Annotated in this window: 28 protein-coding genes and 5 pseudogenes; 3 read left to right on the top strand and 30 right to left on the bottom strand. The window is 38.8% G+C overall.

Features of this window, described 5'->3' with window-relative positions; translation table 11 throughout:
• Nucleotides 1-54: 54 nt before the first annotated feature.
• From HT687_RS02545 to HT687_RS02510, 8 genes and pseudogenes are all read right to left on the bottom strand, one after another.
• On the bottom strand, nucleotides 55-678 hold the full coding sequence (locus HT687_RS02545) for a hypothetical protein (protein ID WP_023937019.1): 624 nt from the start codon (nucleotides 676-678) through the stop codon (nucleotides 55-57).
• Nucleotides 679-728: 50 nt separating this feature from the next.
• Nucleotides 729-1,715 carry an RNA-binding cell elongation regulator Jag/EloR gene (jag, locus tag HT687_RS02540; protein ID WP_023937021.1) on the bottom strand — a complete coding sequence of 329 codons (987 nt, stop codon included), beginning with the start codon at nucleotides 1,713-1,715 and terminating at the stop codon, nucleotides 729-731.
• Between the two features lie 17 nt (nucleotides 1,716-1,732).
• Nucleotides 1,733-2,557 (bottom strand): membrane protein insertase YidC, encoded by an 825-nt coding sequence (locus tag HT687_RS02535; protein ID WP_212750524.1) that lies wholly within the window; start codon nucleotides 2,555-2,557, stop codon nucleotides 1,733-1,735.
• On the bottom strand, nucleotides 2,532-2,903 hold the full coding sequence (gene rnpA / locus HT687_RS02530) for a ribonuclease P protein component (RefSeq protein WP_000739244.1): 372 nt from the start codon (nucleotides 2,901-2,903) through the stop codon (nucleotides 2,532-2,534). The genes HT687_RS02535 and rnpA overlap by 26 nt, the downstream gene beginning before the upstream one ends.
• Nucleotides 2,904-3,229: 326 nt before the next feature.
• Entirely contained in the window at nucleotides 3,230-3,775 is a 546-nt protein-coding gene (locus HT687_RS02525) for a hypothetical protein (RefSeq protein ID WP_050223352.1), read from the bottom strand.
• Between the two features lie 5 nt (nucleotides 3,776-3,780).
• Nucleotides 3,781-4,236 (bottom strand): annotated as a pseudogene (locus HT687_RS12300) (hypothetical protein).
• Nucleotides 4,237-4,751: 515 nt separating this feature from the next.
• Nucleotides 4,752-5,942 (bottom strand): acetate kinase, encoded by a 1,191-nt coding sequence (locus tag HT687_RS02515; protein WP_172924070.1) that lies wholly within the window; start codon nucleotides 5,940-5,942, stop codon nucleotides 4,752-4,754.
• 49 nt (nucleotides 5,943-5,991) lie between these two features.
• On the bottom strand, nucleotides 5,992-6,945 hold the full coding sequence (locus HT687_RS02510; RefSeq protein WP_172924069.1) for a class I SAM-dependent methyltransferase: 954 nt from the start codon (nucleotides 6,943-6,945) through the stop codon (nucleotides 5,992-5,994).
• A gap of 347 nt (nucleotides 6,946-7,292) precedes the next feature.
• Between HT687_RS02510 and HT687_RS02505 the strand changes: the two are divergent.
• From HT687_RS02505 to HT687_RS02495, 3 genes and pseudogenes are all read left to right on the top strand, one after another.
• A pseudogene (locus HT687_RS02505) lies at nucleotides 7,293-7,989 on the top strand (IS5 family transposase); the annotation flags it as partial.
• A gap of 102 nt (nucleotides 7,990-8,091) precedes the next feature.
• A pseudogene (locus HT687_RS02500) lies at nucleotides 8,092-8,199 on the top strand (IS5/IS1182 family transposase); the annotation flags it as partial.
• 149 nt (nucleotides 8,200-8,348) lie between these two features.
• Entirely contained in the window at nucleotides 8,349-8,825 is a 477-nt protein-coding gene (locus tag HT687_RS02495) for a GNAT family N-acetyltransferase (protein WP_000777684.1), read from the top strand.
• A gap of 579 nt (nucleotides 8,826-9,404) precedes the next feature.
• Here HT687_RS02495 and HT687_RS02490 read toward each other — a convergent pair.
• From HT687_RS02490 to HT687_RS02385, 22 genes and pseudogenes are all read right to left on the bottom strand, one after another.
• Nucleotides 9,405-9,530, bottom strand: a pseudogene (locus HT687_RS02490) (SAM-dependent methyltransferase); the annotation flags it as partial.
• Between the two features lie 32 nt (nucleotides 9,531-9,562).
• Complete coding sequence (gene comGG, locus HT687_RS02485) at nucleotides 9,563-9,976, bottom strand: competence type IV pilus minor pilin ComGG (RefSeq protein WP_000265633.1); 414 nt, start codon at nucleotides 9,974-9,976, stop codon at nucleotides 9,563-9,565.
• On the bottom strand, nucleotides 9,954-10,415 hold the full coding sequence (gene comGF / locus HT687_RS02480) for a competence type IV pilus minor pilin ComGF (protein WP_000250513.1): 462 nt from the start codon (nucleotides 10,413-10,415) through the stop codon (nucleotides 9,954-9,956). The genes comGG and comGF overlap by 23 nt, the downstream gene beginning before the upstream one ends.
• Entirely contained in the window at nucleotides 10,378-10,680 is a 303-nt protein-coding gene (gene comGE / locus HT687_RS02475) for a competence type IV pilus minor pilin ComGE (RefSeq protein WP_000413380.1), read from the bottom strand. The genes comGF and comGE overlap by 38 nt, the downstream gene beginning before the upstream one ends.
• Nucleotides 10,643-11,077: a competence type IV pilus minor pilin ComGD gene (gene comGD, locus HT687_RS02470; RefSeq protein WP_007284894.1), complete on the bottom strand. Its 435-nt coding sequence runs from the start codon at nucleotides 11,075-11,077 to the stop codon at nucleotides 10,643-10,645. Before comGD ends, comGE begins: the two co-directional genes overlap by 38 nt.
• Nucleotides 11,040-11,363, bottom strand: coding sequence for a competence type IV pilus major pilin ComGC (gene comGC / locus HT687_RS02465; RefSeq protein ID WP_000738649.1), 324 nt, complete (start codon nucleotides 11,361-11,363; stop codon nucleotides 11,040-11,042). Before comGC ends, comGD begins: the two co-directional genes overlap by 38 nt.
• 1 nt (nucleotide 11,364) lies before the next feature.
• Nucleotides 11,365-12,381, bottom strand: a complete 1,017-nt coding sequence (gene comGB, locus HT687_RS02460) for a competence type IV pilus assembly protein ComGB (RefSeq protein WP_080674617.1) — start codon at nucleotides 12,379-12,381, stop codon at nucleotides 11,365-11,367.
• Complete coding sequence (comGA, locus tag HT687_RS02455) at nucleotides 12,329-13,270, bottom strand: competence type IV pilus ATPase ComGA (RefSeq protein ID WP_000249547.1); 942 nt, start codon at nucleotides 13,268-13,270, stop codon at nucleotides 12,329-12,331. Before comGA ends, comGB begins: the two co-directional genes overlap by 53 nt.
• 75 nt (nucleotides 13,271-13,345) lie before the next feature.
• Entirely contained in the window at nucleotides 13,346-13,711 is a 366-nt protein-coding gene (locus HT687_RS02450; protein ID WP_000286404.1) for a DUF1033 family protein, read from the bottom strand.
• Nucleotides 13,712-13,861: 150 nt separating this feature from the next.
• A complete protein-coding gene (locus HT687_RS02445) occupies nucleotides 13,862-14,920 on the bottom strand; it encodes a zinc-dependent alcohol dehydrogenase family protein (protein ID WP_000649463.1) in 1,059 nt (352 codons plus the stop codon).
• 318 nt (nucleotides 14,921-15,238) lie between these two features.
• Nucleotides 15,239-15,478 (bottom strand): hypothetical protein, encoded by a 240-nt coding sequence (locus HT687_RS02440; RefSeq protein ID WP_000907299.1) that lies wholly within the window; start codon nucleotides 15,476-15,478, stop codon nucleotides 15,239-15,241.
• A 113-nt stretch (nucleotides 15,479-15,591) separates the two neighbouring features.
• Nucleotides 15,592-16,026 (bottom strand): cytidine deaminase, encoded by a 435-nt coding sequence (locus HT687_RS02435; protein ID WP_000355903.1) that lies wholly within the window; start codon nucleotides 16,024-16,026, stop codon nucleotides 15,592-15,594.
• A 13-nt stretch (nucleotides 16,027-16,039) separates the two neighbouring features.
• The gene (gene gltX, locus HT687_RS02430) at nucleotides 16,040-17,500 is read right to left on the bottom strand and encodes a glutamate--tRNA ligase (RefSeq protein WP_023934278.1); all 1,461 of its coding nucleotides are present in this window, start codon (nucleotides 17,498-17,500) and stop codon (nucleotides 16,040-16,042) included.
• 130 nt (nucleotides 17,501-17,630) lie between these two features.
• Nucleotides 17,631-18,107 (bottom strand): annotated as a pseudogene (gene pgi / locus HT687_RS02425) (glucose-6-phosphate isomerase); the annotation flags it as partial.
• A 446-nt stretch (nucleotides 18,108-18,553) separates the two neighbouring features.
• Nucleotides 18,554-18,925, bottom strand: a complete 372-nt coding sequence (locus tag HT687_RS02420) for a PTS glucitol/sorbitol transporter subunit IIA (protein ID WP_023935311.1) — start codon at nucleotides 18,923-18,925, stop codon at nucleotides 18,554-18,556.
• Nucleotides 18,926-19,023: 98 nt separating this feature from the next.
• Nucleotides 19,024-20,004 (bottom strand): PTS glucitol/sorbitol transporter subunit IIB, encoded by a 981-nt coding sequence (locus tag HT687_RS02415; RefSeq protein WP_020992831.1) that lies wholly within the window; start codon nucleotides 20,002-20,004, stop codon nucleotides 19,024-19,026.
• A 16-nt stretch (nucleotides 20,005-20,020) separates the two neighbouring features.
• A complete protein-coding gene (locus HT687_RS02410) occupies nucleotides 20,021-20,563 on the bottom strand; it encodes a PTS glucitol/sorbitol transporter subunit IIC (protein ID WP_023934057.1) in 543 nt (180 codons plus the stop codon).
• Nucleotides 20,564-20,578: 15 nt separating this feature from the next.
• On the bottom strand, nucleotides 20,579-21,058 hold the full coding sequence (locus HT687_RS02405; RefSeq protein ID WP_023934056.1) for a transcriptional regulator GutM: 480 nt from the start codon (nucleotides 21,056-21,058) through the stop codon (nucleotides 20,579-20,581).
• Nucleotides 21,058-22,884: a PTS sugar transporter subunit IIA gene (locus tag HT687_RS02400; protein ID WP_080673552.1), complete on the bottom strand. Its 1,827-nt coding sequence runs from the start codon at nucleotides 22,882-22,884 to the stop codon at nucleotides 21,058-21,060. Before HT687_RS02400 ends, HT687_RS02405 begins: the two co-directional genes overlap by 1 nt.
• 62 nt (nucleotides 22,885-22,946) lie before the next feature.
• A complete protein-coding gene (locus HT687_RS02395; protein ID WP_023934055.1) occupies nucleotides 22,947-23,747 on the bottom strand; it encodes an SDR family oxidoreductase in 801 nt (266 codons plus the stop codon).
• A gap of 182 nt (nucleotides 23,748-23,929) precedes the next feature.
• On the bottom strand, nucleotides 23,930-25,279 hold the full coding sequence (locus HT687_RS02390; RefSeq protein ID WP_023935317.1) for a glucose-6-phosphate isomerase: 1,350 nt from the start codon (nucleotides 25,277-25,279) through the stop codon (nucleotides 23,930-23,932).
• Between the two features lie 170 nt (nucleotides 25,280-25,449).
• Entirely contained in the window at nucleotides 25,450-26,139 is a 690-nt protein-coding gene (locus tag HT687_RS02385) for a gamma-glutamyl-gamma-aminobutyrate hydrolase family protein (protein WP_023934053.1), read from the bottom strand.
• Nucleotides 26,140-26,150 lie beyond the last annotated feature (11 nt).

Genomic DNA, 26,150 nt, shown 5'->3' with positions numbered 1-26,150 from the left:
ACAGCGGACTGTTCACTCTTGGACTGTATGATTTATGATGTTTTACAAATTATCTTATTTTCTCGTAGCTAGATAATAGGGAAGAATTTTAGAATAAGACTTCAATAAGCCTTCTACGATTTCTTCTTCAGACGAATTTTCTGTCACAGGAACGTCTGCCTTCACTAAAACTTTACGGACTTCTTGGCTGCCTATCTTCTCGACTAAAGTGCGACGATTTTCTTCGTTCGCCTCCCACCGTTGACTTTGACCATCAGAGTAGGCTAGATAATAAATCCCTTTAACGGTTGGAATGTCTAAAACTTTGGCCTGCTTGCCCAGTGTTTGCTCATCCTTCTTACGCTCGATGAAACTGACTTCCAAAGAAATTCCAAAGTCAGTAGATGTCCCATACAAACGTAAGGCCATCATAGGTTCTGTCACTTGTCCGTCTCTCTGTAGATAAACCCAAAAATGTGGTCTCAAACGCTGGGCCTGATTCATCCACTGACTAGTCTGTTGGAGTTGCCATTCTGGATGGCTTGCTTGAAAGGCTTTGGCCAGTTCTGTAAAAGCCTTTCGTGCCTCTTGGCCTTTATAGCGCAATTCCAGCATCTTCTCTCGCTCTGCTCCCGCTTTATCAGGATTACGGTACTGCAAACCAGCAAAGTCTAAATAATCTCTTATCTTATTCAGCATCCGTTTCATCTCCTCTAGCTAGCAAAAAATCAGGATAAACCTGATTTTACTTATTCTGTATCTACAACGACATAGCGATTGGGCTCGTCACCCTCAGAGTAACTGGTCACGCCATCCATACGTGAAATAATACGGTGGATAATCTTGCGTTCGCTATTCGACATTGGATCTGTCTGACGACTGCGTCCTTCTTCCAAAACACGAGTCGCCAATTTTTGCGCATAGGTCTGCAAGACTTCTGCACGGTGTTCAACATAATCATTGACATTGATTGTAATATAGAAGGTTCTTGAATAGCTATTATAAAGATAATTTTGAGCCAACAGTTGCAAGGACTTCAAGACTTTACCATGGTAGCCGATAATACGACCTGGTTCGTTGGTGTTAATTTGTAGATTGATGCTACGACGGTTATAGTCATTTGAAATCGTCGCCTCAACGTCCATATAATCAATAATTGTTTGAACATAAGTCGTTACTTCCGTAGCTACTTGTTCAATATCAAAGCTTGGTCCAACTTTCAAGCCCATCTCTGTCAGGTCTTGATTTTCAGTCTGGTCTTGCTCAGTTTCAAGGTCATCAGCGCCCTCATCTTCCCTCATCGCTTCCTCGATTTGAAGTTCATTTAAAATCTCAATGTGACCAGTTTCTTCTAAGATAGTGCTGGCATGTCTTTCATGTTTTAAGATTTCAGCCTTGACTTCATCAGAAATACCTTGGCCTTCTTCCTCAATCTTTTTAATCGCCTCTACAACATGACCCAAATCAACGGTCGCTTCACTAACTGTTTTAACAGGCTCATTCAAATCATTGATTTGTTTTGGAACTCCCTTTACAGCTTGTTGATTTGCTTTGACAACAGTCGTTTCACTAATCGCTTCAATATGCACTTGGGCTGGTTTTTTACCAAATAAACCAAGAAAGCCTTTTTTCTCCCTAGAAATGACTTTAATATGTGCCTTCTTCCTTGGAATATCTAATTCTTTCAATCCTTTTTGGATTGCTTCTTCAACAGTTGAACCTGTAAATACTACCATTACCAGATTCCTCCTTATTATTTCGTTTTCTGAGCCTTTTTCTTGGCTTTTCTTTTTCTATTTTCCAAATCTTTCTGTGCCTGTACTACAGCCTCGCGCTCTGCGATAATCTTGAATGGATTGTTCAAGAAATAGGTTTGCAAGACTTGATAAGCATTAGACACTGTCCAGTATAGGGCGACTCCACCTGGCGCATAAACTGCAAAGATAAAAATCAAGACTGGAATCCCATACATCATCGCAGTCGTAGCGCCATTTCGCTCAGACAAAGCTTTGTTGGACAACCAAGTACTTAAAAAGGTGAATACTGCTGCTAAAATCGGAAGAACAAGGGTTGTATCCACACTACCAAGGTTAATCCATAAGAAATGACCTGTCTTTAAAAAGTCAACTCTTGATAGGGCTTGGAACAGGGCCAAAATAACCGGCATCTGAATCAAAATCGGCCAAAGAGAGTCTGACTGTCTGACACCCATTTCTTTAAATACTTTACGCATTTCCTTCTCTAGTTTGGTTCTGCTTTCCATATCTCGACCTGGATATTGTTCTCGAAGCGCCTTAATGCGTGGCTGAGCTTCCTGCATTTTCCTAGAAGCCACCATTTGCACCTGAAAGACTGGCAAGAGGACTGTACGAATCAAGACCGTAAAGAGAATAATCCCCACTCCGATACTAATATCAAACGATAAAAAGCGAATGATTTCCGCAAAGAAGTAAACCAATTTACTCCAAAAATCAGCCGAATCGGCTGTAATATCGCTAGTTACCCCATTAGTCGCACAGGCTGTCATGATCAATAGAGACAGTCCTAGCAAACTAGTCAACTTTAGTTTCTTTTTCACTCCCATTTCCTTCCTGGTAAATCTTTGATAATTTTAATACGTGGAGTAGATTTTTCTCCATCTCTGCGTATCCCAAGGTTTCAACCCCTTTTCGAGCAATGACAACAAAGTCGACATCTTCTACCAGACTCCCTTTTGCATTCTGGATAATATGTCGGATTCGTCTCTTGATTTGATTTCTAGTGACCGCATTCCCCAGCTTTTTGCTAACTGATAGACCTACTCGAAAATGATTTTTCTGGTTTTCTAGTTGGTAGACGACAAATTTGCGATTGGCAAAACTTGTCCCCTCCTTGAAAATCGCCTTAAAATCTTTCTCTCTTTTTACACGAAAGTTTTTCTTCAAAACTCAACTCCATCTATTAAATTACTACTATTATACCATATTTTTCAAAAAAGCCAATCATAGCAAGGTTTTGGACAATTCTACCAATATTCTCTTGTTTATTTTTTAATCCTTTTCGTCGTGCTTTCATTCTCTTTCTTATTGTCACAATGTCTACCGTTCCCGTAACAGTCTATACTTAAAACTTAAAAAATTTGAAGTCATTTTCCCTGTAAACACTAAAAACGACAAAATGGTTAGAAAATTTATTTTCCAACCACTTTATCACATTCATTAAAGACAGAATTATCATTTTAACATTCTTAATTACAAGTATTTAAGCATAACTAACCCCAAATAGCACATTTTCCAGCAGAGATTCCTAATTGTGCAACGATTCCTGCAACGTTACTCTTCATGCCAAATTTAGCAAGTTCCATTGCTATATATGAGGCAGCTTTGCCCCACATTTTACCTTGAATATAACTGATAATGTCCCCTCTCATTAAATCAACAAGTTCCATACCTGGAATCATACCAATCAACTCATCACGCATACATGAAACAAAATCTCTATCTTGTAAAGAGGCTTGCAAGTTTTGAACCAAATTAGGCTCTGTATAAATACGTTCAATGCCCATTACAATATACGGTGCTAAAGTGCCATAGCGTTCTGTCAATAATTCTTTATTAACATAAAGAACGCCATTCTCATAACTCGTCGCTTCTGTAAACAAGAATTTCAAATCCTTCTCTACTTCGGCAACATCAATATACTCTACAGTTGTATTTGGAACCTTTGTTTCATTAGCGTATGCAATCCCTATAAAACTCGGTACCATAATAAGCAAAGTCGTAGCAATAACAATACATTTTGTAATTATCTTTTTCATCTCATTCACTCTTTCTGAAAGAAATCGTGTTGTGCTAAATAGTCATAATGTTGTTTGTTAAATTGATACTGTCCTAAATGTTGACTGATATTACCTACATCTACTGAAAAGATGTACTGTTCACTTTGATAGTGCCATTTAATTCTAACTGTGTTCAAGACTGTGTTATAACTAAAATCTTCAACTTGACTTCAGGACATTTCAATGACTTGATTAGGCCGATTTTCAGTTACATCACTAATGTCCATCAAGTAAATCCCCTTAGATGTGAATGACATAATCTTTGGCTTCACACTCGACTGAACATAGTAGACTCCTCCTATAATGAAAAAATCAATAAAGGATTTCAGCCATGTCTTTTTCTTAAAAGCCATCAGAAAATTCCTTTGTCCCTCGATATGACAAGTTGAAAGAAATGATTCAATCTGTTTTTCTGTTGCAAATTCCATAATAGTACCCATGATGTTACCTCCATAACTATAAACCAAGAACGATACAACAGCTCTTATAACTTATTACTGTACTATTATAGCATAAATTGTAAGCGGATACAATCAAAAATTGACATAATATAAAATATTAATCGATGACACCTGTCATTCTAAGCGAAAATTAGAAATAAGTTATCTTTTATCACTTTTATAGCAAATTTAAATTACAACAGCACAATACGACTTCTAATACATTTTTAGAAATGCATTGAAATCAGCTAATTAATTTATTCACATTTTATAGTATGTTGAAATAGAATATGAACAAATTGATTGAGAAATTCATCCTCATTTTTAACAATATTTCAGAAACCGATGTATCCTATTCTTGACTCAATGTACTATATCTCAATCCACTATAACGCTTCTTAAAATCATCCACCGCTATCTATGACTTCTACCTTTCAAAGCTAGTTAAGTTTAAAAAAAGAAGCTGGAAAAATAACTTTCCCAACTCCTTGTATTGAATATTTTTTTAGTTTCACTTATTTTTTCAAGCGTTCAACATCACGGGCAATGACTAATTCTTCATCTGTTGGAATAACCAAGACACGGATCTTCGCTGCATCTGTTGAGATGTCTCCTGTCACACCAAAGATATTCTTTTCATCATCAACATCACAACCAAACCACGAAATTCCTGAGATTACATCATGACGGAAATTTTCTGCATTTTCACCAACACCTGCTGTGAAAACAATGGCATCTGCTCCGTTTAGTACTGCAAGGTACTGACCGATATGTTTTTGAATACGGTCAACATACATTTCATAAGCCAAGCTAGCGTCGTGATTCCCTTCTGCTACAGCAGCTTCTATGTCACGCATATCGCTAGAATTAGCAGAAACTCCCAAAAGACCCGATTCACGATTAAGAACACTACTGATATCTTCTGGTGTATTAAAATCCTCTGTATATTGCATTAAGTAAGGAATGATAGCTGGATCAATGTCCCCTGTACGCGTTCCCATCATAATACCACCCAGAGGAGTGAAGCCCATAGAAGTATCAACAGATTTGCCGGCTTTCACAGCTGTAATTGAGCCTCCGTTACCAATATGACAGGTAATCAACTTCAAGTCTTCTAATGGACGTCCCAAGAGTTTTGCAGCTTCTCCTGCTACAAACTGGTGACTTGTACCATGAGCACCGTATTTACGAACCTTGTTTTCTGTGTAATATTTTGTTGGTAGAGGGTAGCGATAAGCTTTCTCTGGCATACTTGCGTGGAAGGAAGTATCAAAAACAACTACACTGGTAATGTCTGGCAACAATTCCTTGAAGGCACGAACACCTGCTGCATTGGCTGGATTGTGGAGAGGAGCCAACAAACTCAACTCTTCAACTTTTTCTAAAACATCCCCCTCAACAACTGTTGATTCTTTGAAATATTCTCCACCCGCAACAACACGGTGTCCAACACCTGTAATCTCATCATAAGCCTTGATAATATCGAAACGAATCAAGTCATCCAATAAGATTTTAACAGCTTGTGTGTGATTTTCGATATCTAAAATTTGTTGTTTAGAACGGCCATCAAATTTTACAGTTGAAATTGAATCTTTCAAACCGATACGTTCAATCAAGCCTTTCGCCAATACTTTTTCTTCTGGCATTAAGTATAATTGCCATTTTAAACTTGAACTTCCTGCATTTATTGCGATTGTTTTTGTCATTATCAATTACCTCTTTTAAGCGTTTTCAACTATTATAACAAAATCTATTTTATATTTCAGTACCTTTGCTCCAATTTTGAAAATTTTCTTTGAATTTCATTAAAATGCTTGCATCTTGCAAGCTAGCAAGTGGATACACAAAAGGCTCTACTGCTATTTCATTTTTCTTCTGTAAGATAAAAATAGCCTTAGATTGGTTGACATTGGCAAAGAGATTTTCAGGCAGACTAATCATAGCAACCAGACTCGCCTCTTCTTTCAGCCACCCTTTTAACAAATCACTTTGAGGGCTGGTCAACAAATCACTCGGAGCTAGAAAAATAGCGTATCCGTCTAACTTGAGATACTTAAGCCCTTGTTCCATGAGCAAGTGATGGGCGTAAGTATATTCTTGACTAGAAGCAACTTGATGACGCGACGCAACGGCATCATCAGGATAATAGCCGACCGGCAAGTCGCTGATGACCACATCGCTTTCTTTGAGCATTTGTGGACGAACGGCATCTCCTTGGACAAAGCCAGCCTGCAATCCGATCACGTCTGCCATGCTAGCTGCCAAATCAATCAGCAAATCATCCACTTCCATTCCCAAGTAATCCACCTTTTTATCAAGCGAGGTCAAGAAAGTAGCGCCCAGAATTCCCATGCCAGAACCCATTTCGAGGATAGTGATTTCTTCCTCTGTAAACAACTCTTCCACAATAAATACCAAAAGCAAGGCAATAGCATCTGGCGTAAACTGGTGATTAGCCTGCAGGGGCTCTGTCTGCCCAGCCTTCATCAAGAGAAACTGGTAGGTCTTGAGCCATTCTTCTTTGAGAAGCGCTAAGCGTTTAAGAACCTGATTGTTGTCTTTGACCTGATTTAGCTCAGTTTCACCGTCCAGATAGATGCTATTTTGCTCCACCAAGGCGTCATAAAAGTTGGTCGTCAAATCATTTTGGATGACTTGGACATTCTCTAGTAAATAGGTATAAGCTTGTTCAATTTTTTCAAAATCCATATTCCTATCTTACCAAATTTCCCTTCTTTTTTCCATCCTTATAGAAAATCCTATATGAAAGAGTATAAATGACAAGTTGGGCATCTAAATCTGACAGCAAAAGTTTCGTTGAATTTATTTCTATTGACTCTTGGCAGGGATGTTTATTCCGACAAATGGTCATAGAAATATAGCCGCCCAACTTCCCTAGAGAAAAAACGAAGCATGAATTGACTTACTATTTTTACAGAGTTTTCCAAGTGTTATACTAAGTTTCCATTTATATCTTTTCCCATTTTCCCAACAAAATTTTAAAGAGTTTTTATTTATTAGACTTCCTGCGAAACAAAACATGGTATAGTAGTTCTATGAATTATGAAGCAAGTAAACAACTAACTGATGCACGATTCAAGCGTCTTGTTGGTGTTCAGCGCACCACTTTTGAAGAGATGTTAGCTGTATTGAAAACAGCTTATCAAGGTAAACACGCAAAAGGGGGACGAAAACCTAAACTAAGCCTAGAAGACCTTCTTATGGCGACTTCAATATGTGCGAGAATATCGAACTTATGAACAAATTGCGGCTGATTTTGGTATCCACGAAAGCAACTTAACCCATCGGAGTCAATGGGTTGAAGTAACTCTTGTTCAAAGTGGTTTTACGATTTCAAGACCTCCTCTCAGTTCTGAGGACACGGTAATGATTGATGCGACGGAAGTAAAAATCCATCGCCTTAAAAAACAATTAGCGAATGATTCTGGTAAAAAGAAATGCCACGCTATGAAGGCTCAAGCGATTGTCACAAGTCAAGGGAGAATTGTTTCTTTGGAGATCACTGTGAACTATTGTCATGATATGAAGTTGTTCAAAATGAGTCGCAGAAATATCGGACAAGCTGGTAAAATCTTGTCTGACAGTGGTTATCAAGGGCTCATGAAGCTATATCCTCAAGCACAAACTCCACGTAAATCCAGCAAACTCAAGCCGCTAACAGCTGAAGAGAAAGCCTGTAACCATGCGCTATCTAAGGAGAGAATCAAGGTTGAGAGTATTTTTGACAAAGTATAGTAGATTGAAACTAGAATAGTACACCTCTACTTCTAAAACATTGTTAGAAATCGATTTGACTGTCTTGATTGATTTGTCCTGTTCTTATTTCATTTCACTATGAAAACGTTTAAAATATTTTCAACAACCTATCGAAATCATCGTAAACGCTTCGGATTACGAATGAATTTGATTGCTGGTATTATCAATCATGAACTAGGATTCTAGTTTTGCAGGAAGTCTAATAATGAAAATAAAGGACTAAAGTAATAACTCTAAATATATCTGATTTTTATAGGACATTTCATAAAAAAATCTACATACCTAGAGTCCTATTTAGTTATGTATCTTACATAAAGAGAAAGGAATTAATTATCATGAAATTATCTTTGTATAGTGAAGTTGACCATTACCATTCTTTAAGTTCTTATTCTTTAAATGATATTACACATACTGATACCCCAAAAAATATTATTGAAAAGTCTAAAAAAGATAAGTATAGATACCCAATAGTAATACTTAATAAAGAACATAAAGTAATTGGATTTTTTTGCCTACACCTAAACACTGGTCCTAAAGAGTATGGCTATTATCAAAATGATTATGCGCTTATTAGAGGATTTTCTATTGATGATAATTTCAGAAATCAAGGATATGGTTCTAATGCTCTGAATAAAATATTTGAATTCATAGACTCAACTTTAAAATTAGAAATTAACCATATTGTATTGGCTGTAAATGAAAAAAATATATTGGCTCAAAAAGCATATAGAAATTCAGGTTTTTTTGTTGTGAAGAAAGATTTAGAAGGAAAAAAGGGGAAATTAATTATTATGGAGAAAAGCAGAAACTAGTATCATTTCTAGTTTCTGCTTTTCACTAAGTCTGCTATAAATTTAGTATTCTAGCTTATTTGCATATTTTGAGAGGAATAATCTATATACTAAACTTTTATGTTTATAATCCATTCCTTTCGTTTCACTCAAGGCACAAGACAGAATGAAAAAGTGGTGTGCTCTTTATTTTGTTTTATAATAATAGTGAGAAAGTCTATCACTACTACAAATCACGTGGAGGTGAATAAGTGAGTGATACAGCCACTACCTCGCATATTTATAGGTGTCATTCTTTCCATCAAGCACAAGAACTGTGACTAGGAGAACGTAAACTTATAATTGAATAAGCGAATCGTTTGTGAAAAGGAAAGAATAGTCAAGGGATAGGCAGACTCAAATTTGGTAAAGGGAGACTCCTCATGTTAAAAGCCAAATTTCAATTTAAAAAATTTTAAAATTTGTTTCGCATTTACTACTCCTTGCATTTATATTGGATTGATTAACAGAACCTTTCGCGATGTTCCTTAGCAACTTCTTTGTACTAGGAAAATTTAAAAATTCGGATAGGTATCTACCCCGATTATTCACAAAAAAAGCATCCAAAATTTCTTTGTCTGATAGAAGATCAATCTGTTTCTCGACTGCTTGACAAACCAAGTTTGCAAGGAAGATATTTTTAGGGGAATCAAAAGTTTCTGCTTTGTGGTTAAAATCATGTCTCATATTTTTAGTTTAGCACAAAGTAGCTTGATTGGCTAGGAATTCTCTTTCTTTTCAACCTTCTCTTCTGATTTTTTCTTCTCTGCTTGATTACTTGAATCAGTCACTACCTCTTCCTTTTTCTCTGTTTTCTCTTCTTTGATTTTGACTGAAGGAAACAGAAACTCATATTGACTCTTCGGCGTACGAACCCTTGTCACCAAGCTTGTTTTCTTATTTTGATAGCTCACCTGACCCAGATTAAAGGTCTGTTCCCCACTTTCTTGCTCAACCTTATCTTTGGCTCGATTGGCCATGGCAAAAGCGACCAGCTTTTCTTTATTTAAAGCGTAGTCTTGATAGTGGGCGACTTGTCGGTTCAAGTAAAATTGTAACAAAAGACTAAAGATGGCTGCCATGGTGACTGCATAGAGGAGAACACCTGCCTTAACTTTTTTCTTTTTCCACACGATAGATGAACTCCCTTTCTAAGCCTTTTTGGAATTGAAAACGAAAGCGAACCACTTGATTCTCCTCTGTAATCTGCGCAGATTTGAGACCATAAACCATAGGCTGATAGCCTCGACCACTAGAATCTGTTTTACGAAAATCATCTGATCTGGACTTGCCAATGGCTATGTCCTTGCCATCTTGCTTCATATAGAGACGATTGCCCTCCACTTTTTCGAACTGCGAACGGTCTAATTCTGCTTCCAACTGGTCCACAAACAAGAGCCACTCTTTTTGCTCGCTCTGTTGCTGGTAGCGAACTTCTGAAATGAGAAGCTGACTCATGGCTTGAAAGAGGAGTAAGCTTCCACTGATGACAATGAGGGCAATCAGGGATTCTAATAAGGTAAAAGCCTTGACCTTATGGCTCTTTGATAGCCAACAACTGTTCTGAACCATGGTAGACCTCCAATCCCTTTTCACTAGAAAACACCTGAATCTCAACTCCGTTTATGTTTACCTGATTTTGACCTGTCTGCAAGGCCATCTTAGCTACCCTCAAGACTTCTTCCTTTTGCAAGATTTTTGCTTCCTCTTGCCTATTTTTTTGAATTTGTCCCAAAAGGAGGGTCGCAATGCTGGCAAAGATAGCTAGAGCGACTACTGCTTCCAGTAAAATCACTGCCCTAATTTTTTGTTTCCTTAATGCGTTTAATTTTTCCATTTCCTAGATATAATTGATAGCGAATCGCTCCTTTACTGGTCTGAAATTCAACCTTAGCTAAGGACGAATTGCCCCCAGCTCGGTCAAATGTAATACTTTGGCCTGATGGTGCCTGAATTCCTTTAGGAACTGTCAAGTTTTGACTGCCATTGCTAATGGTCTGCCCATCTAAGTTCAGACTAGTCTTTTGTTGACTAGCTACACTGCGTTTTTGGGTTTCCCGATAGAGTTCTTCAAACTCCATAAAGAAAATCTGTTCCTCTACCGCCGCAAAAGTGGACTGGACAGAGCCTGACAAGCCCAAGGCAAGGATACTCACAAGTCCCAAAACCAAGAGACTTTCAAGCATGGTAAAGGCCTTAATCCGCGACCGTTTGAGTCTTATTTTGTTTTGCATGATATTCTTTATAAGCTTTAGCTTGCTCTTCTGTGATGCGATCATCTGCTTGTAATTTGCTTAGAGTAGCCTCTTCATTTTTATTCAAACTATAAAGCTCTGCCTGACTTTCCACCACCTTAACAACAGCAGCTTTTCCTTTGTCGTTGACTGCTTCTTTTTGCTTGGTCAAATTAGGTACAAAAAGCAAGAGAAGTACGCTGATGATGAGCAAGACCACCAACATCTCCACAAGTGTGAAAGCTTTAACCTTAGCTTTTTTCAAGAATGTCATCATTTTTTTCATTTTAAAAATTCACCTCCATATTTTGATACATGGGCATGAGCATTGCCGCATAAAGTAAAACGATAATCAGTGCCACAAAGATAAAAACCAGTGGCTGCACCAAATTCATGGTGCGGTTGACTCGGGTAAAAAAGGCTTCCCAAGTTTTTTCAGCATAGATTTCCAACTCACTACCCAGCTTGGACTTGACTTCCCCATACTCGATGATGAGACTCAACTCCTTCTTAAAGAAAGGATAGGTTCCTATCGTCTGAGAAAATTCTCGGCCATTTTGCAGGGCTTGAGCCAGGTCTTGACCGATTTCTTTAAAGAGCTGGGAACCTTGTTCCTGCATCATTTGAAAAATCTGCGTCAGCTCCATTCCCTGCGAAATCATATTCCCCCATTCACGCGCATAATAGGCTGTCAGATAGGTCTGCACAAAAATTCCAAGAAAGGGAAGGCGTGCTAAGATAGAAAAGACTCGCATCTTAGAACTTCTTTTATAAAAAGTTAGCGCTAAAAGGGCAAGTATGGAAACAAAACCTACCATTCCTAGAAAAATTTGTGGGAGATTGCCAATAATGTAGGTGGCAATATTGCTACTATCCAGTTGTGGTAGTAGGTAGTTCCGTAGTCCCAGCATGATTAAGAGAAGAAATCCCAGCAAAATCAAGGGATAGGTCGCTACTTCAATCAATTTTTTCTTGACCTTAGCCAGATTGTCCAGATATTCTTCTATCTTTCCCAAACTCAGGTGGAGATTGCCATGAACTTCAGCTAGGGATAACTGGGTGACAATGGCACTTGAACATCCCAAACTTTCCATCATTTCTGAGAATGATTTCCCCTGAGACAAGCCTGTCCGCATCTGGCTCACACACTGCCTGTCCAACAAAGCACTCCTATCTAAAAAGGAGATGGTCTCCACCAGATGAAAACCGCTAGAAAAGAGATTGTTAAATAGGGTGATGATATTTTTTTGCTTAGCTGTAGCTAATTTTTTCCGTCTCAGCCTGAAGACTTGTGATATGTCCATCTTTAAGAAGCTGGTCAATTTGCTCATTCCACTTGGCTGCTTGGTGTTCTTGATAATCTCTGCTTGCAAAGTCAACGATTCCTCCTCCCCCGATTAATCTCTGGTAGCAGACTCCTTGCAGAACAACTGCCAATTCTTCTTCACTCACACCCAACTCCAGCAGACGCTCATAAACACCTCGGATACTCTTGGCGTGAATGGTTGAAAAAACTGTTGCACCTGTCAAACTAGCTCTGACCACTGCACGCGCCGTCTCGCTGTCCCGAATTTCTCCGATAATCAAGAGATCTGGTCGATGACGCAAGGAAAGTTTGATGAGATTTTCATAGGTTAGGCCGATTGCTTCGTTCAACTGCAACTGAAGCATGTCGTCCTGCTTGATTTCGACAGGATCTTCGATGGACATAACTTGCTGTCCTTTAAAGAGTGACTTGGACAATTCATGCATCAGGGTCGTCTTACCACTCCCAACCGGGCCAGCAAAAAGATAGAGTCCCCGTTGCCTGTACTGCTTGCCTAATTCTTCAATATCCTGAAACCAAAAATGCAAGTCCTGCTCTTCATCGTGCAACAAGCGAATGACTAAACTCTCATGCCCTCGATAATCGCCTACGGTAGATAAACGTAGGGACGCCATCTTCTGGTCATATTCATAGTCACAGGAACCGAGTTGACTACGTCGCTTTTCTCCCACATTCATACCCGCCACAAACTTAAAGTGACTGATGACGGCCGCAAATTTTTCGAAGTTATAACAGCCAATTTTACAGCGCTCGTCTCCTACCCTCATATGAAGCTCATAGGCATCTAACTTAGGGACAAAATAAATATCTTGCGCTCCTTTTTTCCGGGCCGAACGAATGATTTCTTGTGCAATTTCTTGAACCATACCTACCTCCTCACCTATACTATTCGCAAAGATTTGGAAAAAATAAAAAAGCAACTCCAAAAAGTTACTTTTTCTCTATTTTACTTTCATACGGCAAGAACGGTGCCTTTCCTTACCTGTTTGTTTTTCATAGCCTGGACGTAGTTTTTCATCTGGAATAACCTGCTCATCCTGTAAAAGAGCCAAAGAATGGTATTGTTGTAAATACTCATCACATTCATCACACCAGCGTTGATCTTCCGGGTCCCAAAAAATGGTCATCAAGTCCCTTCTACTTTTATAAAGAGGGGATTCTTGTTCCAATCTAAACCAGCAAGTCTTGTAGTATTTGAGAGCATCATAATACTGGTCAAATTTCTTACTTGCTACAATATCTTCTTCCCAACCTTCTAAGAACCACCAGGGTTCAAAATCTCCGTACATTTCTATAACACGATACATATTCATTCATTCCTTTGTACCATATATTATAACCAATTCCGCTAAACAAGGAAAGAAATATGCTCATTTCTTAATTTTTTTGATAAAAAATCCAGCCATCCTATGATGACTGAATTTCTATTTGCTTATGTTCCAAAATCTTTTTACTACTTAAGCCTCTGAAATATCGTTTTCGATGATGACCTTAATGGCATGGTGGTCTGCTGCCTTACCGAAGACTTCGTAGGCTTTTTCAATTTCACTGAGTTTGAAATAGTGAGTTACCAATTTTTCTGGTTCAATCTTATGACTTTCAAGTGCTTTCAACAATTGTGGAGTTGTATTTGTAGATACCAAACCAGTTGTTACATTGATGTTGCGAATCCAAAGTTTGTCCAAATCGAATTCAACTGGTTTACCATGTACACCACAGTTGGCAACTGTTCCGTCTACACCGATAATCTTTTGACAGAAATCAAATGTTACAGGAATACCAACAGCTTCGATAGCGACATCTACACCACGGCCATCTGTCAAATCATAAATTTCTTTAATCGCTTTTTCAGGGTCTGAAGAATTAACCTTGTGAGTCGCACCAAATGATAAAGCAGTTTCCAAGCGGTTATCGTCTAAGTCCACCATAATCAATTTGGCTGGTGAGTAGAACTGAGCTGTCAAGAGAGCAGCCAATCCAACTGGACCTGAACCAATAATGGCTACGCTACAACCAGGTTCTACTTTTCCTTTCAAGACACCAATTTCATACCCAGTAGGCAGAATGTCTGATAGCATAACCAAGGCTTCATCTGACAAGTCTTCTGGAGTGTGGTAAAGAGTGTTATCTGCATGAGGGACACGTAGATACTCAGCCTGCATACCATCAATCAAGTGACCAAAAATCCAGCCCCCTTCGTCTTCACAGTGGGCATAAATTCCTTTTTTACAGTAGTAGCATTTACCACAGGCACAGACACAAGAAATCAAGACCTTATCGCCTTTTTTGAAGTTCGAAACTCCTTTTCCAACTTCTTCCACAATCCCAATCCCTTCGTGACCAAGAATGGTACCACTTTGGCAAGCAGGGACATCCCCTTTGATAATATGGAGGTCTGTTCCACAAATAGTGGTTTTTACGATACGCACAATAGCGTCTGTTGGCTTGCGAATAACTGGTTTGTCTACATCAACAAAAGAAGCAAGTCCTGGTTTAACATAAGTATAGGCTTTCATAAAGCACTCCTCCGTTTTTTAAATGTACTATTTATAATATAATTGCAAGCCTTTTCAATTGGCTCTTTAGGTATTTTTGTGATATTTTTAACTTTTTTATTTACCGGTAAAGCAATGTAGATAAAAAAGCAGAAGCTAGCCTCTAACTTCTGCTTTCTCTCTTATGACTCATCTCCAATTTTTCTGATACCTGCAACAAAAATCGAAGATAATAATAATTGGGTAACACTCAACTGATCAAATCCAAAAATGTAATGTGCTAGCAAATGAAATAAGAAAACAAACAAAAACAAAGATAATAAAATCTTACACATAGATTTAAGCCCAGAAATTAATCCGTCCATTATTTGGATATACATCCCTAGCATCAACCCATTGAGCTACCGCATAACCTACATTGTAGAAAATGTTAATATAATCAAATATACGTTCAAGAAGTTCAGATAACCGATTGCTATAAATGCCTAAACGAATAGCAGCTTTTTTAGCTACCCTACTTAAAGTAGCTTTAGCAACTGCCAATCCTTTTTTCTTTACCAAATTACCAATGCCTGCCACACCACCGGAAATAGCAGTAGCAATTAGATTTTCTACTTTTTTAAACTTTTTTCATTTTTTCAAGTACAGTTTTTCAAATTATAGTAAAAAGAGCCAGAATTATACTGACTCTTCTATTGATTATTAAACTTAGAAGCACGTTCTTCTCCCCACCAATAGGGCATTAGTTCTGCGGCTTTCACTGTCTTTCTTGTATCGTAGTCCATCATGAATTCTGCATCTTTATTTTCAGCGTTCAACTCTAAAAGGAATTCTCTGCAAGCGCCACAGGGCATTCCTGAACTTCCACCATAAGGTGCTTTATCTCGAAAGGCTAATACTTTCTTAACCTTAGTTTGTCCTGAAAATTGGTACATATTGAAGAGGGCCGCCCGTTCTGCACAGAGATGGAAAACACCACAGGTTCCCTCCATACAGAAACCTGTAAATATTTGTCCATCTTCTGCTTCTACTGCAGCTACAACATGATTGGCATAAACAAAGTCTGATACTTCATGTGGATTGTATAGTTTCTGTGCTTCTTCGTACATCTTTTCCCAGATGTCCATTATTGTACCCTTCTTACTTAGAGATTTCCTTTAACATATTTTCGATATGCTGGATTGATTTTTCACGACCTAACAAGAAGATAGTATCTGGCAATTCTGGCCCATGCATTTCACCTGAAACTGCGATACGAATAGGCATGAAAAGATTTTTCCCTTTAATACCTGTTTCCTTTTGGACTGCTTTAATTTGTGGGAAGATATTCTCTGTCACGAATTCATCATCTGTCATCACTTCGAGTTTTGCTTTGAAGGCTTCAAGAACTGTTGGGACTGTTTCACCTGCCATGACTTCTTTCTCAGCCTCAGTTAATTCTGGGAAGTCTGAGAAGAAGAGGTCTGTCAATGGGATAATCTCATCTACTGATTTCATTTGTGGTTTATAGAGCTCAACTAATTTTTCAGCCTTGTCAGTCAATCGACCTGCTTCTTCTAGGAATGGTTTTGCCATTTCAAAGATAGTTTCTAGGTCTGCATTCTTGATATAATCATTGCTCATCCAGTCTAGTTTTTTCTGGTCAAAGGCTGCTGGAGACTTGCTGAGGCGGTTTTCATCGAAAAGTTTAATCAATTCTTCACGAGAGAAAATCTCATCTTCGCCACCTGGGTTCCAACCAAGAAGAGCAATAAAGTTAAAAACTGCTTCTGGAAGGTAACCTTTCTTTCGGTAATCTTCGATAAATTGAAGTGTATTAGTATCACGTTTAGATAACTTCTTACCAGTCTCAGAGTTGATGATTAAGGTCATGTGACCGAACTCTGGAGCTTCCCAACCAAGCGCTTCATAAACCATGAGCTGTTTTGGTGTATTAGCAATGTGGTCGTCTCCACGGATTACGTGAGAAATTTGCATATCATGGTCATCGATGACAACGGCAAAGTTGTATGTTGGGTAACCGTCTTTCTTTTGGATAACCCAGTCACCACCGATATTGCCACCTTCAAATTCGATATCACCTTTGACCATATCATGCCACTTGTAGATACCTGACTCATTGACAGCCAAACGAACCGTTGGGATAATCCCTGCTGCTTCACGTTCTGCGATGTAAGCCGCTTTTTCTTCTTCACTCATACCAAGGTATTCGTTGATATAGCGAGGTGTTTCACCTGCTGCTTCTTGGCGTTCGCGTTCAGCTGCCAACTCTTCTTCTGTGACGTAAGATTTGTAGGCTTTTCCTTCAGCTAACAGTTGGTCGATGTATTTTTGATACAAGTCCAAACGCTCAGACTGGCGATAATTCTCATGTGATTCTGGACTTTCATCCCAATCCATGCCTAACCAGCGAAGGTTTTCAAGTTGTGAACGTTCACCATCCTCGACATGGCGTTTACGGTCAGTATCTTCGATACGAATGAGAAATGTTCCACCATGATGGCGCGCATACAAGTAATTAAACAATGCTGTACGGGCATTCCCGATGTGTAGTAGTCCTGTTGGACTTGGTGCGTAACGTACGCGGATATCTTTTGACATAGTTTCTCCTATAAAGTCTCTAGGCGTCTGCCTTTTTGCTCTCTATATTATATCACAAGTCTTGGCTGAGTCCAATTTCTATGGATAAAGAGAGTAAAAAGAGTGGACAAACCACTCTTTTCTTCTATTATTATAGACGTGCGTTAAGTTCTTTGCTCAATTCTTCAAATCCTGGTTTTCCAAGAAGGGCAAACATGTTATGTTTATAAGCTTCAACACCTGGTTGGTCAAATGGGTTGATAGCATTCAAGTAACCAGAAAGGGCGATAGCCAATTCGAAGAAGTAGATAGTGTAACCAAGAGTGAAAGCATCTTGTTCTGGAAGAGTCACGTACATGTTTGGTACGTCACCATCTGTGTGGGCAAGAAGAACACCGTCAGTCGCTTTTTTGTTTACAAAGTCAACGTCTTTTCCTTGAAGGTAACCAAGTCCATCAAGATCTTCTTCCAAGCTAGGGATAATCACGTTCTTGCGAGGTTTGTCAACACGGACTACTGTTTCAAACATGATACGAGTTCCTTCTTGGATAAATTGACCCAATGAGTGCAAGTCAGTTGAGAAATTAGCTGAAGTTGGGTAGATACCTTTTTGATCTTTTCCTTCTGTTCAGGCACCCCTTGTAGATGCATCTGCTGGAAATTCCCTTGCACTGGCTGGCTAGTTTGATTGACTTGCCAAGCCCTTTGCGCTTGACCTTGACCGTCTTATTCTGGCATGCTTTTCTCCTTATAAATTTTGTTGATTTGTCATATTGCGAAAACATTGAAAAACAATGACAAATTTCACAATATTATAATATAAATTATTTTTCCTATCAAAAAAGAGAGTGGGAAAGAACTTCAAACAAGTTAAAAAGTTCGTCTTCCACCTCCCCCCGCACAGTTGATCAGGCAATCTTTGGGACTTACAAAGCGAAGGAAGATGCCAATCAACCACTAAGTTATCTGTTTTTTTAAATTTAGACTCAAAAGCCTGGACTTTTTGCCCAGGCTCTGATTCAAGTTTTTAGACTCTTATTTTTCTAGTATTCTTAATTAGATATTTTATCTTACTTAGGCAGCTTCGAAAATCTGAATGGTAGAACCTTTCTCAAGTACTACTGCTTGGTCTGCTGCGACATGGAGTGTACCAGGAAGGCTCCCCTCTTTTGAACCATCAAAAGAAATCGTGATATGCCCCAGTCCAGTTAAATTTTTTTCTACTACATTTCCTACGGCAGTAATCGAATATTCCTGACTATCTACGACCAGCTTTCCACCTTCTAGTATTGCACCTAGAAGATTTTTGTTATCGATTTTAAAACAATACTCTGCTAAATCTTCCGGAGCTTCTTCTCCAAATAAAATGAGCATATTAGCGTCTTGAATCATATTCTGAGCTTCAAGCCCCACTTGAATTACTTTAGCTTCAAAAATTTTCTTCATCTAATTCCTATTCATCCTTTCTCAAATCTGTCATAAACTTATGCTTATAGATAAGTTTAACATAATAGTTGCTGTGTTTACGTGCATCTATCAAAGTTCTACTGATAAAGGCCAATACTAGCTATCCAAGCTACTAGCACCCGCGGAACACCATTTAGAAAGCGTGAATAAAGTACAGAAGGAACACCAACCTCAACTGTTTCAGCTTTGGCTTCAGATAGACCGAGTGCTACAGGGATGAAATCACAACCGTTTTGGGTGTTGATAGCAAATATAGCTGGTAGAGCCATTTGGGGTGGAATATTTCCTTTTCCGATTTCGACTCCAATTAAGGTTCCGATAATCTGACTGATAACAGCTCCGGGGCCTAACAAAGGAGATAGGAATGGCAAGGAACAGATAAAGCCAATCAAAATGAGCCCCCAGATGTTCCCCGCCAGGGGAACCATTAATTTTGCCAGCCAATTTCCAACACCTGAACCTTGAATAACCCCAATCAGCAAGGAAACAAAGGCCATGAAAGGAATGATTGTATTGAGCATTGTCTGAATGGCTTCACGAGCAGCCTGGTTGAAAGTCGCAACGACCTTCCCAGCGCCCATCCCAATTCGTGCTACAATACTTGTTTCAGCTTTTTGCTCTGTAATTTTTTTACTAGTATCGTAAGTTGGCTTTTCAGTTACCACAGTTGTCGCTTTTTCGTCTTCATTAGCAGCAGAAATTTGATTAAGGCCAACTGCTGACACATAGATTTCCTCGGTGATATATTGAGCTAGAGGGCCACTTTTCCCTGTAGCGACAATATTGATTGTAGGGATCCCCTTTTTAGGATAAATACCGCAGCGAAGAGTACCGCCGCAATCTACGATTGCTAAAGCAATTTCCTCATCTGGGATAGAAGTTTTAAACCCGTTAACAGCTTCCATACCGGTCAAATCAGCAATTTTATCTACAATATCTGGCTTTTCTCCGCCACCAGTGATATAGATGAATTTATGCTTAGCCTCACTAGGTGTAATGACCAAAGGGCCCCCGAAACCACCATTTCCTTTAACAACTTTTATACTCTTATATGACATAATTTCACTCTTTCTATCAATCAAATGTTTTACTCAAGGTAACACCTTGCTGTTTTGCTACATAAGCAGTTGTAAAATCGGTTACCCAACCGCCTACAAAGTTCATGACAATCCCAACAAGCATGTAACGAATGGCTAAGTCCGTTTGACTTAAACCTAAATTTTGAATTCCTGTTGCAATTCCCACCCATACAAACAACTCCCCAGGATTGATATGCGGGAATACACCATTTGAAGTATGGCAGAACTGCATCTGAGCTGCTACAAAACTAGGTTTATAATATTCTGGTAAGAAACGTCCCATACTAATCGCCATCGGATTCCCCAGCATAAAGGCTGAAATGAAAGGTAAAATCATATACCGGCTAACAGGATTTTTGGCAGAAATCTTAGCTAGGGAATTGACCTTCTCTTCTCCCAAGAAAGCGATAAGGGTATTCATTGCAATCAATAGCATCAAGACAAGAGGTACAATATTTGTCATCCAGCTAATAAAGGTTTCTCCACCTAATTGGAAGAGTTTCATAAAACTCTCTGCAAATTCTGTAATATAATTCATAAGGAACTCCTTTTCTTATTTTTTTTTAAATAACTGTTTAATAGATAATTGTAAGTAAGCCGCATAAAAGCCGAATCCCAGAAAAGAATCAGAAGAACTTGTCTCTTTCTCAATACCTGCCTCATGCCAAAGATAGACTTTTCTAGCATCTTCTATAGCTGATTGCATCAACTTATTTTCTTTTCTCACAAGAGGATTATACTTGTCAAAATAATGGATGTCTTCTCCAACATAATCGTCCATATTTTGAAAACGCGCTAAGATTGTGACTCCTTGCATTTTGCTAGCTTTAAGAACCCGACCGTTTTCATCAACCGCGAACATGACAATCGTACCGGATTTGATTCTTCCGGATTTCCTGCCAATCGCTACGCGCCCCAGTTTCCGGAGCATCGTATAGGTCTTATTGAAGTCTTTCAGTTGCTGCCAGCCGAGGAACATTTGAAATATATAAGCTGCCATGACAAATACAGCGAAAATTATTATCGAATTCATTAAAATACTCCTTTGCTCTTAGAAAATGATAGAAACTCTGTCTCTGTTTCTACAGCCCTCAATGCTTCTTTTAGAGAAGGCTCTCCTGCAATTCGAAAAATGTCGTCATACAATTCCAGCAATTCACTTTCCATTTTTCTTTCAATTTCTGAGGGTATGGCGACTAGAAAGATAAATTCAATCCATTCATCTCCTTTTTGATAAGGCTCTTCTAGTTTTCCGAACATTAAAATAGTCTTTGCATAACCCTGGTTAATTGTATGGGGGAACGCAATTCCTCCACCAAAAATGGTTGATTGCTTTTTCTCCCTATCAATTATCCGATTTCTAAAACCTTCATCAATCATCTGAAGTTTCTCTAACTCCGCAGACATATTTAGCAAGTATTGCTGATAGGTTTTTTGGGGGCTTAATCGAATAAAACGTAAGCTGACTGTTTCTAGATTTTTTTGATGAAAAGCATTGGCTTTCTGCCATTCTTCCTGCAGCCATTGATCATCAAAAAGATGATTAACTTGAATGACTGGAGATTTAGAATCTTTATATTTTAGAGGAACTGTCGTAAAAATCGCGAAATAGTCCTGATTCAATTCCACATTAAAATCCTCTTCAGAATACTGAGTAATGTCTACATCATTTCCAATGACTCGTCTGAGTTGCTGGATAATCATCGCAGCAGTTCCTCTTCCTGTTGTGCAAACCACAGCTATCTGCTTGCGAGAACCCTTAACAGCAGAATTTTGTTTTCTTAAAATCATTTCAAAATACAAAGCCAGATATCCGATTTCAGATAATTCCAATTCAGAACCAAAAATTGTAGATAGTTCTTCTCCAGCAATTTTCGCCATTTCAAAAGCAAAAGGATATTGAGTTTGAACCTCGCCATGAAATATATCATTAGCTTGCACATGGAAAATCAGTCGATTGATTAAGGACCCTAAATGAGACTTGATTTCTTCAAATAATTCTTCATCATCAAAGTGAACCAACATAGTTTCTTTGACTTTCTTGACAATCCCTTGAAAAATGTATGCAAGCTGTTCAGATTGATAAGACGGCTTGCTTAAAGTGTCAATAAAACGGACATTAAACGGAAAACACAAAAAGTCTATCTCAAACTGACTGAGGGAAATCTTATAAGTCACCTCAATATGATAGATTAATTTCTCAGCCAAATGTGTCTCTGTTAAATCATTCCTATAGTAGGGAATAGGACAATTCAACACCCTAGATGTATGAATACGATCCACCATAATTGAAAGGGTCTTTCGAAGGAGCTCCTGTGTTTCTTTAGGGATTTTATAATCCTGGACTAGCGTCTCCAGAAAAGAAGATGTTGCCTCAGTGAGTGTCCTTCCTTCAAAGTAAGGAGCCACTTGGTGAATATAGAGCAAGCGCAAATTCAGCTCGCTCCCCAAGACCTCCAGCCCACGATTGGGCTTTCCTGAAATAGTGATAGAGTAACTCTCTGCCAAAGATTTTACTTGTTTTAAATCCTTATTAAGGGTACTTCTACTAACACCTACTTCCTCAGCCAAATCGTCAATAAGAAGAGGGGAGGTTGACTCAATTAAACGTTTTAGCAAATAGGCGATTCTTTTACTGGAAGAATTGAAGTCACTCTCCTGTTTTAAACTACCAGATAAAATCTTTTCCAACTCTGTATAGTCATACACTTCTAACATTAATTGATCATCTTGTGAGATAATCTGGATATTAGGAGCCAAAACATCATTTAATTGTTGGATACTCTTTTGCAAGGTTTGCATACTAATATCCAGCTCCGAGCGCATATCTACCAAGAAATAAGTTGGCTGTGAGACCATTTTTTCTAAAATGTTATACCATCGATTTACTAAGGTCAACTCTCTTCCTCACCTTCATTTTTTTAACCGCGAGTTTTACCTCCGGCAATATTTGTAGTGACACCTGTTATATAGCTAGAACGGTCTGAAATATAGAACGCTACAAGATCAGCTACTTCCCGTAGTTTCCCACTCCGTCCCAATGGAGTCGTTGAAGTTGAAGCATAACCAGCTCGAATATCTTCTACCGTCTTTCCACGGGTATAAGCAAGAGCTTCCTCGTAAGAAAGAGTTCGAAGACCCGTAGCTTCCATAATTCCTGGAGCAATTCCAACCACACGTACACCATGTTTACCAAGCTCTTTCGCCCATGAACGAGTGTAACTATAGACTGCTGCTTTCGTGGCAGCATAGGCACTTTGTCCTTCAGAACCTTCCAAGCCTGCTTCTGAAGCCATGTTTACAATTACACCTTTTCTATTTTGAACCAGAATCCGGCCTACTGCCTGGCTAACCAAATACAGACCTTTTTGGTTAATCATTGTTACTTTTTCAAACGTTTCATCGTCTAACTCGTAAGGACCTTTAGGATTTTCTGCATCAATTAATAATCTAGGGACATTAATCCCCGCATTGTTGACCACCGCATCAATATTGCCAAATCTTTCAACTATTTTAGCGACTCCTACTTCTACTTCAGAGCGAGAAGTTACATCAACTTTTACAAATAATAGATTCGGGTGACGCAAATCGTTGTCGCTAAGGTCAAAATTCGCTACATTGACACCTAATTCCAGCAATTCTTCAACGATTGCCTTACCGATCCCAGATGACGCACCCGTCACAAGAACTGTTTTGCCTTTTATATTTAACCAATCATTCATTTTGATACCTCTCAAGTTTTATTTACAAGGCAATTATACAGCGCTTTCATAAAAGAATTAAGACACTCTTTTTTACACTGTTCAAAAAAATGATAAACTAATTAAAAGGCTTGTACTAAAAATCCACAAGAAATGAACTTGTGGATCTTTTTTATTCTGAATTAGCTCAACATATATGAGAATCAAAGACGTGCATTCAGTTCTGCACCGAGCTCTTCAAATCCAGGTTTCCCAAGAAGGGCAAACATATTTTTCTTATAGGCTTCAACACCTGGTTGGTCAAATGGGTTGATAGCATTCAAGTAACCTGAAAGAGCGATAGCCAATTCGAAGAAGTAGATAGTGTAACCAAGAGTGAAAGCATCTTGCTCTGGAAGAGTCACGTACATGTTTGGTACATCACCGTCTGTGTGTGCAAGAAGAACACCGTCAGTTGCTTTTTTGTTTACAAAGTCAACGTCTTTTCCTTGAAGGTAACCAAGTCCATCAAGGTCTTCTTCCAAGCTAGGAATAATCACGTTCTTGCGAGGTTTGTCAACACGGACAACTGTTTCAAACATGATACGAGTTCCTTCTTGGATAAATTGACCAAGTGAGTGCAAGTCAGTTGAGAAGTTGGCTGAAGTTGGGTAGATACCTTTTTGATCTTTTCCTTCTGACTCACCAGCCAATTGTTTCCACCACTCTGAGAAGTATTGAAGTGATGGCTCGTAGTTTACCAAGATCTCAGTTGCATAGCCTTTACGGTAAAGGATGTTACGAACTGCTGCGTATTGGTAAGCTTCGTTTTCAGAGATTTTATCTGAAGTGTAGTCTTTGCGAGCTGCATTCGCACCTTCCATAAGGGCTTTGATGTCAGCTCCTGATGCTGCGATTGGAAGCAAACCAACGGCTGTCAATACTGAGAAGCGTCCACCGATATCATCTGGAACAACAAATGTTTCCCAACCGTTAGCGTCTGCTTCAATCTTAACAGCACCTTTTTGGCGGTCAGTTGTTGCGTAAATACGTTTGTTGGCTTCTTCTTGACCGTATTTCTTAACCAAGAGTTCTTTGAAGACACGGAAAGCAATCGCTGGTTCAGTTGTTGTACCTGATTTAGAAATCACGTTTACTGAGAAGTCTTTGTCAGCTACGTACTCTACCAAGTCAGCAAGGTAAGTAGATGAGATTGAGTTTCCAGCGTAAAGGATTTGTGGAGCTTTACGTTCTTCTTTTGTTTGCAAGTTTGCAAAGTGGTGGTTCAAGAAGTCGATTGCTGCTTTGGCACCAAGGTAAGATCCACCGATACCGATCACAACCAAAACATCGCTGTCTGACTTAATTTGCTCAGCAGCTTTCAAGATACGGTCAAATTCTTCGCGGTCGTAGTTTTCAGGAAGGTCCAACCATCCCAAGAAGTCGCTACCAGCACCAGTTCCTTTACGGATCAATTCGTCAGCAGCTGTAACTTGTGCTTGCATGTATTCCACTTCATGTGGTGCAACAAATTTGTCTAAAACTTTTGAATAATCAAATTTAATATGTGACATGTTATTCCTCCAATATTTCTTCTTTTCTATCATAACGCTTACCTTCGTTTTTTTCAAGCTTTTTTGTCGAATTTCTCCAATTTTTATCAGAATTCAAACGTTTGCGTAAAAATGTCACATTCCAAAAATTTTGAAAAAATAAAAGAAAGAACGACTAGATGTTCCAGTCGTTACAGTTCATTCAATAAATACTCAAATAATTCTAAATTACCATCTTCTTCATTAACCAGAAACTCTGGATGCCACTGCAAACCGATAATGCGGTGTTCGTCGATAGATTCAATCGCTTCAATGGTTTGATCTCTCGGATCAATAGCAGTTACACGGAAATTAGATGCCAATTCTTTGATACTCTGACGATGGACGGAATTGACCTGACTTTCTTTTCCAAATAGCTTGGCAACCACGCTTCCTTCCACTGTCTCAATAGAGTGAGATGTTCCGAAAGGTAGTCCTTGCCAGTGACCTTCGATTTCTTGATTGAGGGTTCCACCAAAGGCAACATTGACAAGTTGGACACCGCGACAGATTGCCATAATTGGTTTATTCTGACGGAGTGCTTCTTTCAAGAGTGCCAATTCAAATTCATCACGGACCAGATTATAATCATCGCTCTCGATGGTCTTTTTCTCTCCATAAAACTGAGGATGAACATTTTGGCCTCCTGTCAAAATCAATTTGTCAATCATTTCTACATAATCGCGTACAACTGACTCATCACCAACAGGAATGACTAGAGGGAGACCACCGACTTGACGAATGCTCTCTGCGAATCTACAAGATACAGATGAATGAATGTTTTTGCCTTCTGTGTCTACGGGACATAGATTTGCAGCAACTCCTACAACGGTTCTAGGCATGATGTCTCTCC

The sequence above is a fragment of the Streptococcus sp. 1449 genome, from assembly GCF_013276805.1.
In the GTDB taxonomy this organism is placed as follows: Bacteria; Bacillota; Bacilli; order Lactobacillales; family Streptococcaceae; genus Streptococcus; species Streptococcus pseudopneumoniae.
Note: the sequence above shows the minus strand (reverse complement) of the source record. Positions and strands in the feature narration are given on the sequence as shown.

What these genes read in the sequence shown, in the direction of transcription:
- HT687_RS02450 (WP_000286404.1), bottom strand. Translation starts at nt 13,711, where the DNA reads ATGTATCGTGTTATAGAAATGTACGGAGATTTTGAACCCTGGTGGTTC.
- comGE (WP_000413380.1), bottom strand. Translation starts at nt 10,680, where the DNA reads ATGGAAAAATTAAACGCATTAAGGAAACAAAAAATTAGGGCAGTGATT.
- HT687_RS02445 (WP_000649463.1), bottom strand. Translation starts at nt 14,920, where the DNA reads ATGAAAGCCTATACTTATGTTAAACCAGGACTTGCTTCTTTTGTTGAT.
- HT687_RS02525 (WP_050223352.1), bottom strand. Translation starts at nt 3,775, where the DNA reads ATGAAAAAGATAATTACAAAATGTATTGTTATTGCTACGACTTTGCTT.
- HT687_RS02435 (WP_000355903.1), bottom strand. Translation starts at nt 16,026, where the DNA reads ATGGACATCTGGGAAAAGATGTACGAAGAAGCACAGAAACTATACAAT.
- HT687_RS02410 (WP_023934057.1), bottom strand. Translation starts at nt 20,563, where the DNA reads ATGAATTATATTACAGAATTTGCAGAGAGTTTTATGAAACTCTTCCAA.
- HT687_RS02405 (WP_023934056.1), bottom strand. Translation starts at nt 21,058, where the DNA reads ATGAATTCGATAATAATTTTCGCTGTATTTGTCATGGCAGCTTATATA.
- HT687_RS02510 (WP_172924069.1), bottom strand. Translation starts at nt 6,945, where the DNA reads ATGGATTTTGAAAAAATTGAACAAGCTTATACCTATTTACTAGAGAAT.
- HT687_RS02400 (WP_080673552.1), bottom strand. Translation starts at nt 22,884, where the DNA reads ATGGTCTCACAGCCAACTTATTTCTTGGTAGATATGCGCTCGGAGCTG.
- HT687_RS02515 (WP_172924070.1), bottom strand. Translation starts at nt 5,942, where the DNA reads ATGACAAAAACAATCGCAATAAATGCAGGAAGTTCAAGTTTAAAATGG.
- comGA (WP_000249547.1), bottom strand. Translation starts at nt 13,270, where the DNA reads ATGGTTCAAGAAATTGCACAAGAAATCATTCGTTCGGCCCGGAAAAAA.
- gltX (WP_023934278.1), bottom strand. Translation starts at nt 17,500, where the DNA reads ATGTCAAAAGATATCCGCGTACGTTACGCACCAAGTCCAACAGGACTA.
- HT687_RS02420 (WP_023935311.1), bottom strand. Translation starts at nt 18,925, where the DNA reads ATGAAGAAAATTTTTGAAGCTAAAGTAATTCAAGTGGGGCTTGAAGCT.
- HT687_RS02415 (WP_020992831.1), bottom strand. Translation starts at nt 20,004, where the DNA reads ATGTCATATAAGAGTATAAAAGTTGTTAAAGGAAATGGTGGTTTCGGG.
- HT687_RS02495 (WP_000777684.1), top strand. Translation starts at nt 8,349, where the DNA reads ATGAAATTATCTTTGTATAGTGAAGTTGACCATTACCATTCTTTAAGT.
- HT687_RS02385 (WP_023934053.1), bottom strand. Translation starts at nt 26,139, where the DNA reads ATGCCTAGAACCGTTGTAGGAGTTGCTGCAAATCTATGTCCCGTAGAC.
- HT687_RS02545 (WP_023937019.1), bottom strand. Translation starts at nt 678, where the DNA reads ATGCTGAATAAGATAAGAGATTATTTAGACTTTGCTGGTTTGCAGTAC.
- HT687_RS02390 (WP_023935317.1), bottom strand. Translation starts at nt 25,279, where the DNA reads ATGTCACATATTAAATTTGATTATTCAAAAGTTTTAGACAAATTTGTT.
- comGB (WP_080674617.1), bottom strand. Translation starts at nt 12,381, where the DNA reads ATGGACATATCACAAGTCTTCAGGCTGAGACGGAAAAAATTAGCTACA.
- comGD (WP_007284894.1), bottom strand. Translation starts at nt 11,077, where the DNA reads ATGCAAAACAAAATAAGACTCAAACGGTCGCGGATTAAGGCCTTTACC.
- jag (WP_023937021.1), bottom strand. Translation starts at nt 1,715, where the DNA reads ATGGTAGTATTTACAGGTTCAACTGTTGAAGAAGCAATCCAAAAAGGA.
- comGC (WP_000738649.1), bottom strand. Translation starts at nt 11,363, where the DNA reads ATGAAAAAAATGATGACATTCTTGAAAAAAGCTAAGGTTAAAGCTTTC.
- HT687_RS02395 (WP_023934055.1), bottom strand. Translation starts at nt 23,747, where the DNA reads ATGAATGATTGGTTAAATATAAAAGGCAAAACAGTTCTTGTGACGGGT.
- comGF (WP_000250513.1), bottom strand. Translation starts at nt 10,415, where the DNA reads ATGGTTCAGAACAGTTGTTGGCTATCAAAGAGCCATAAGGTCAAGGCT.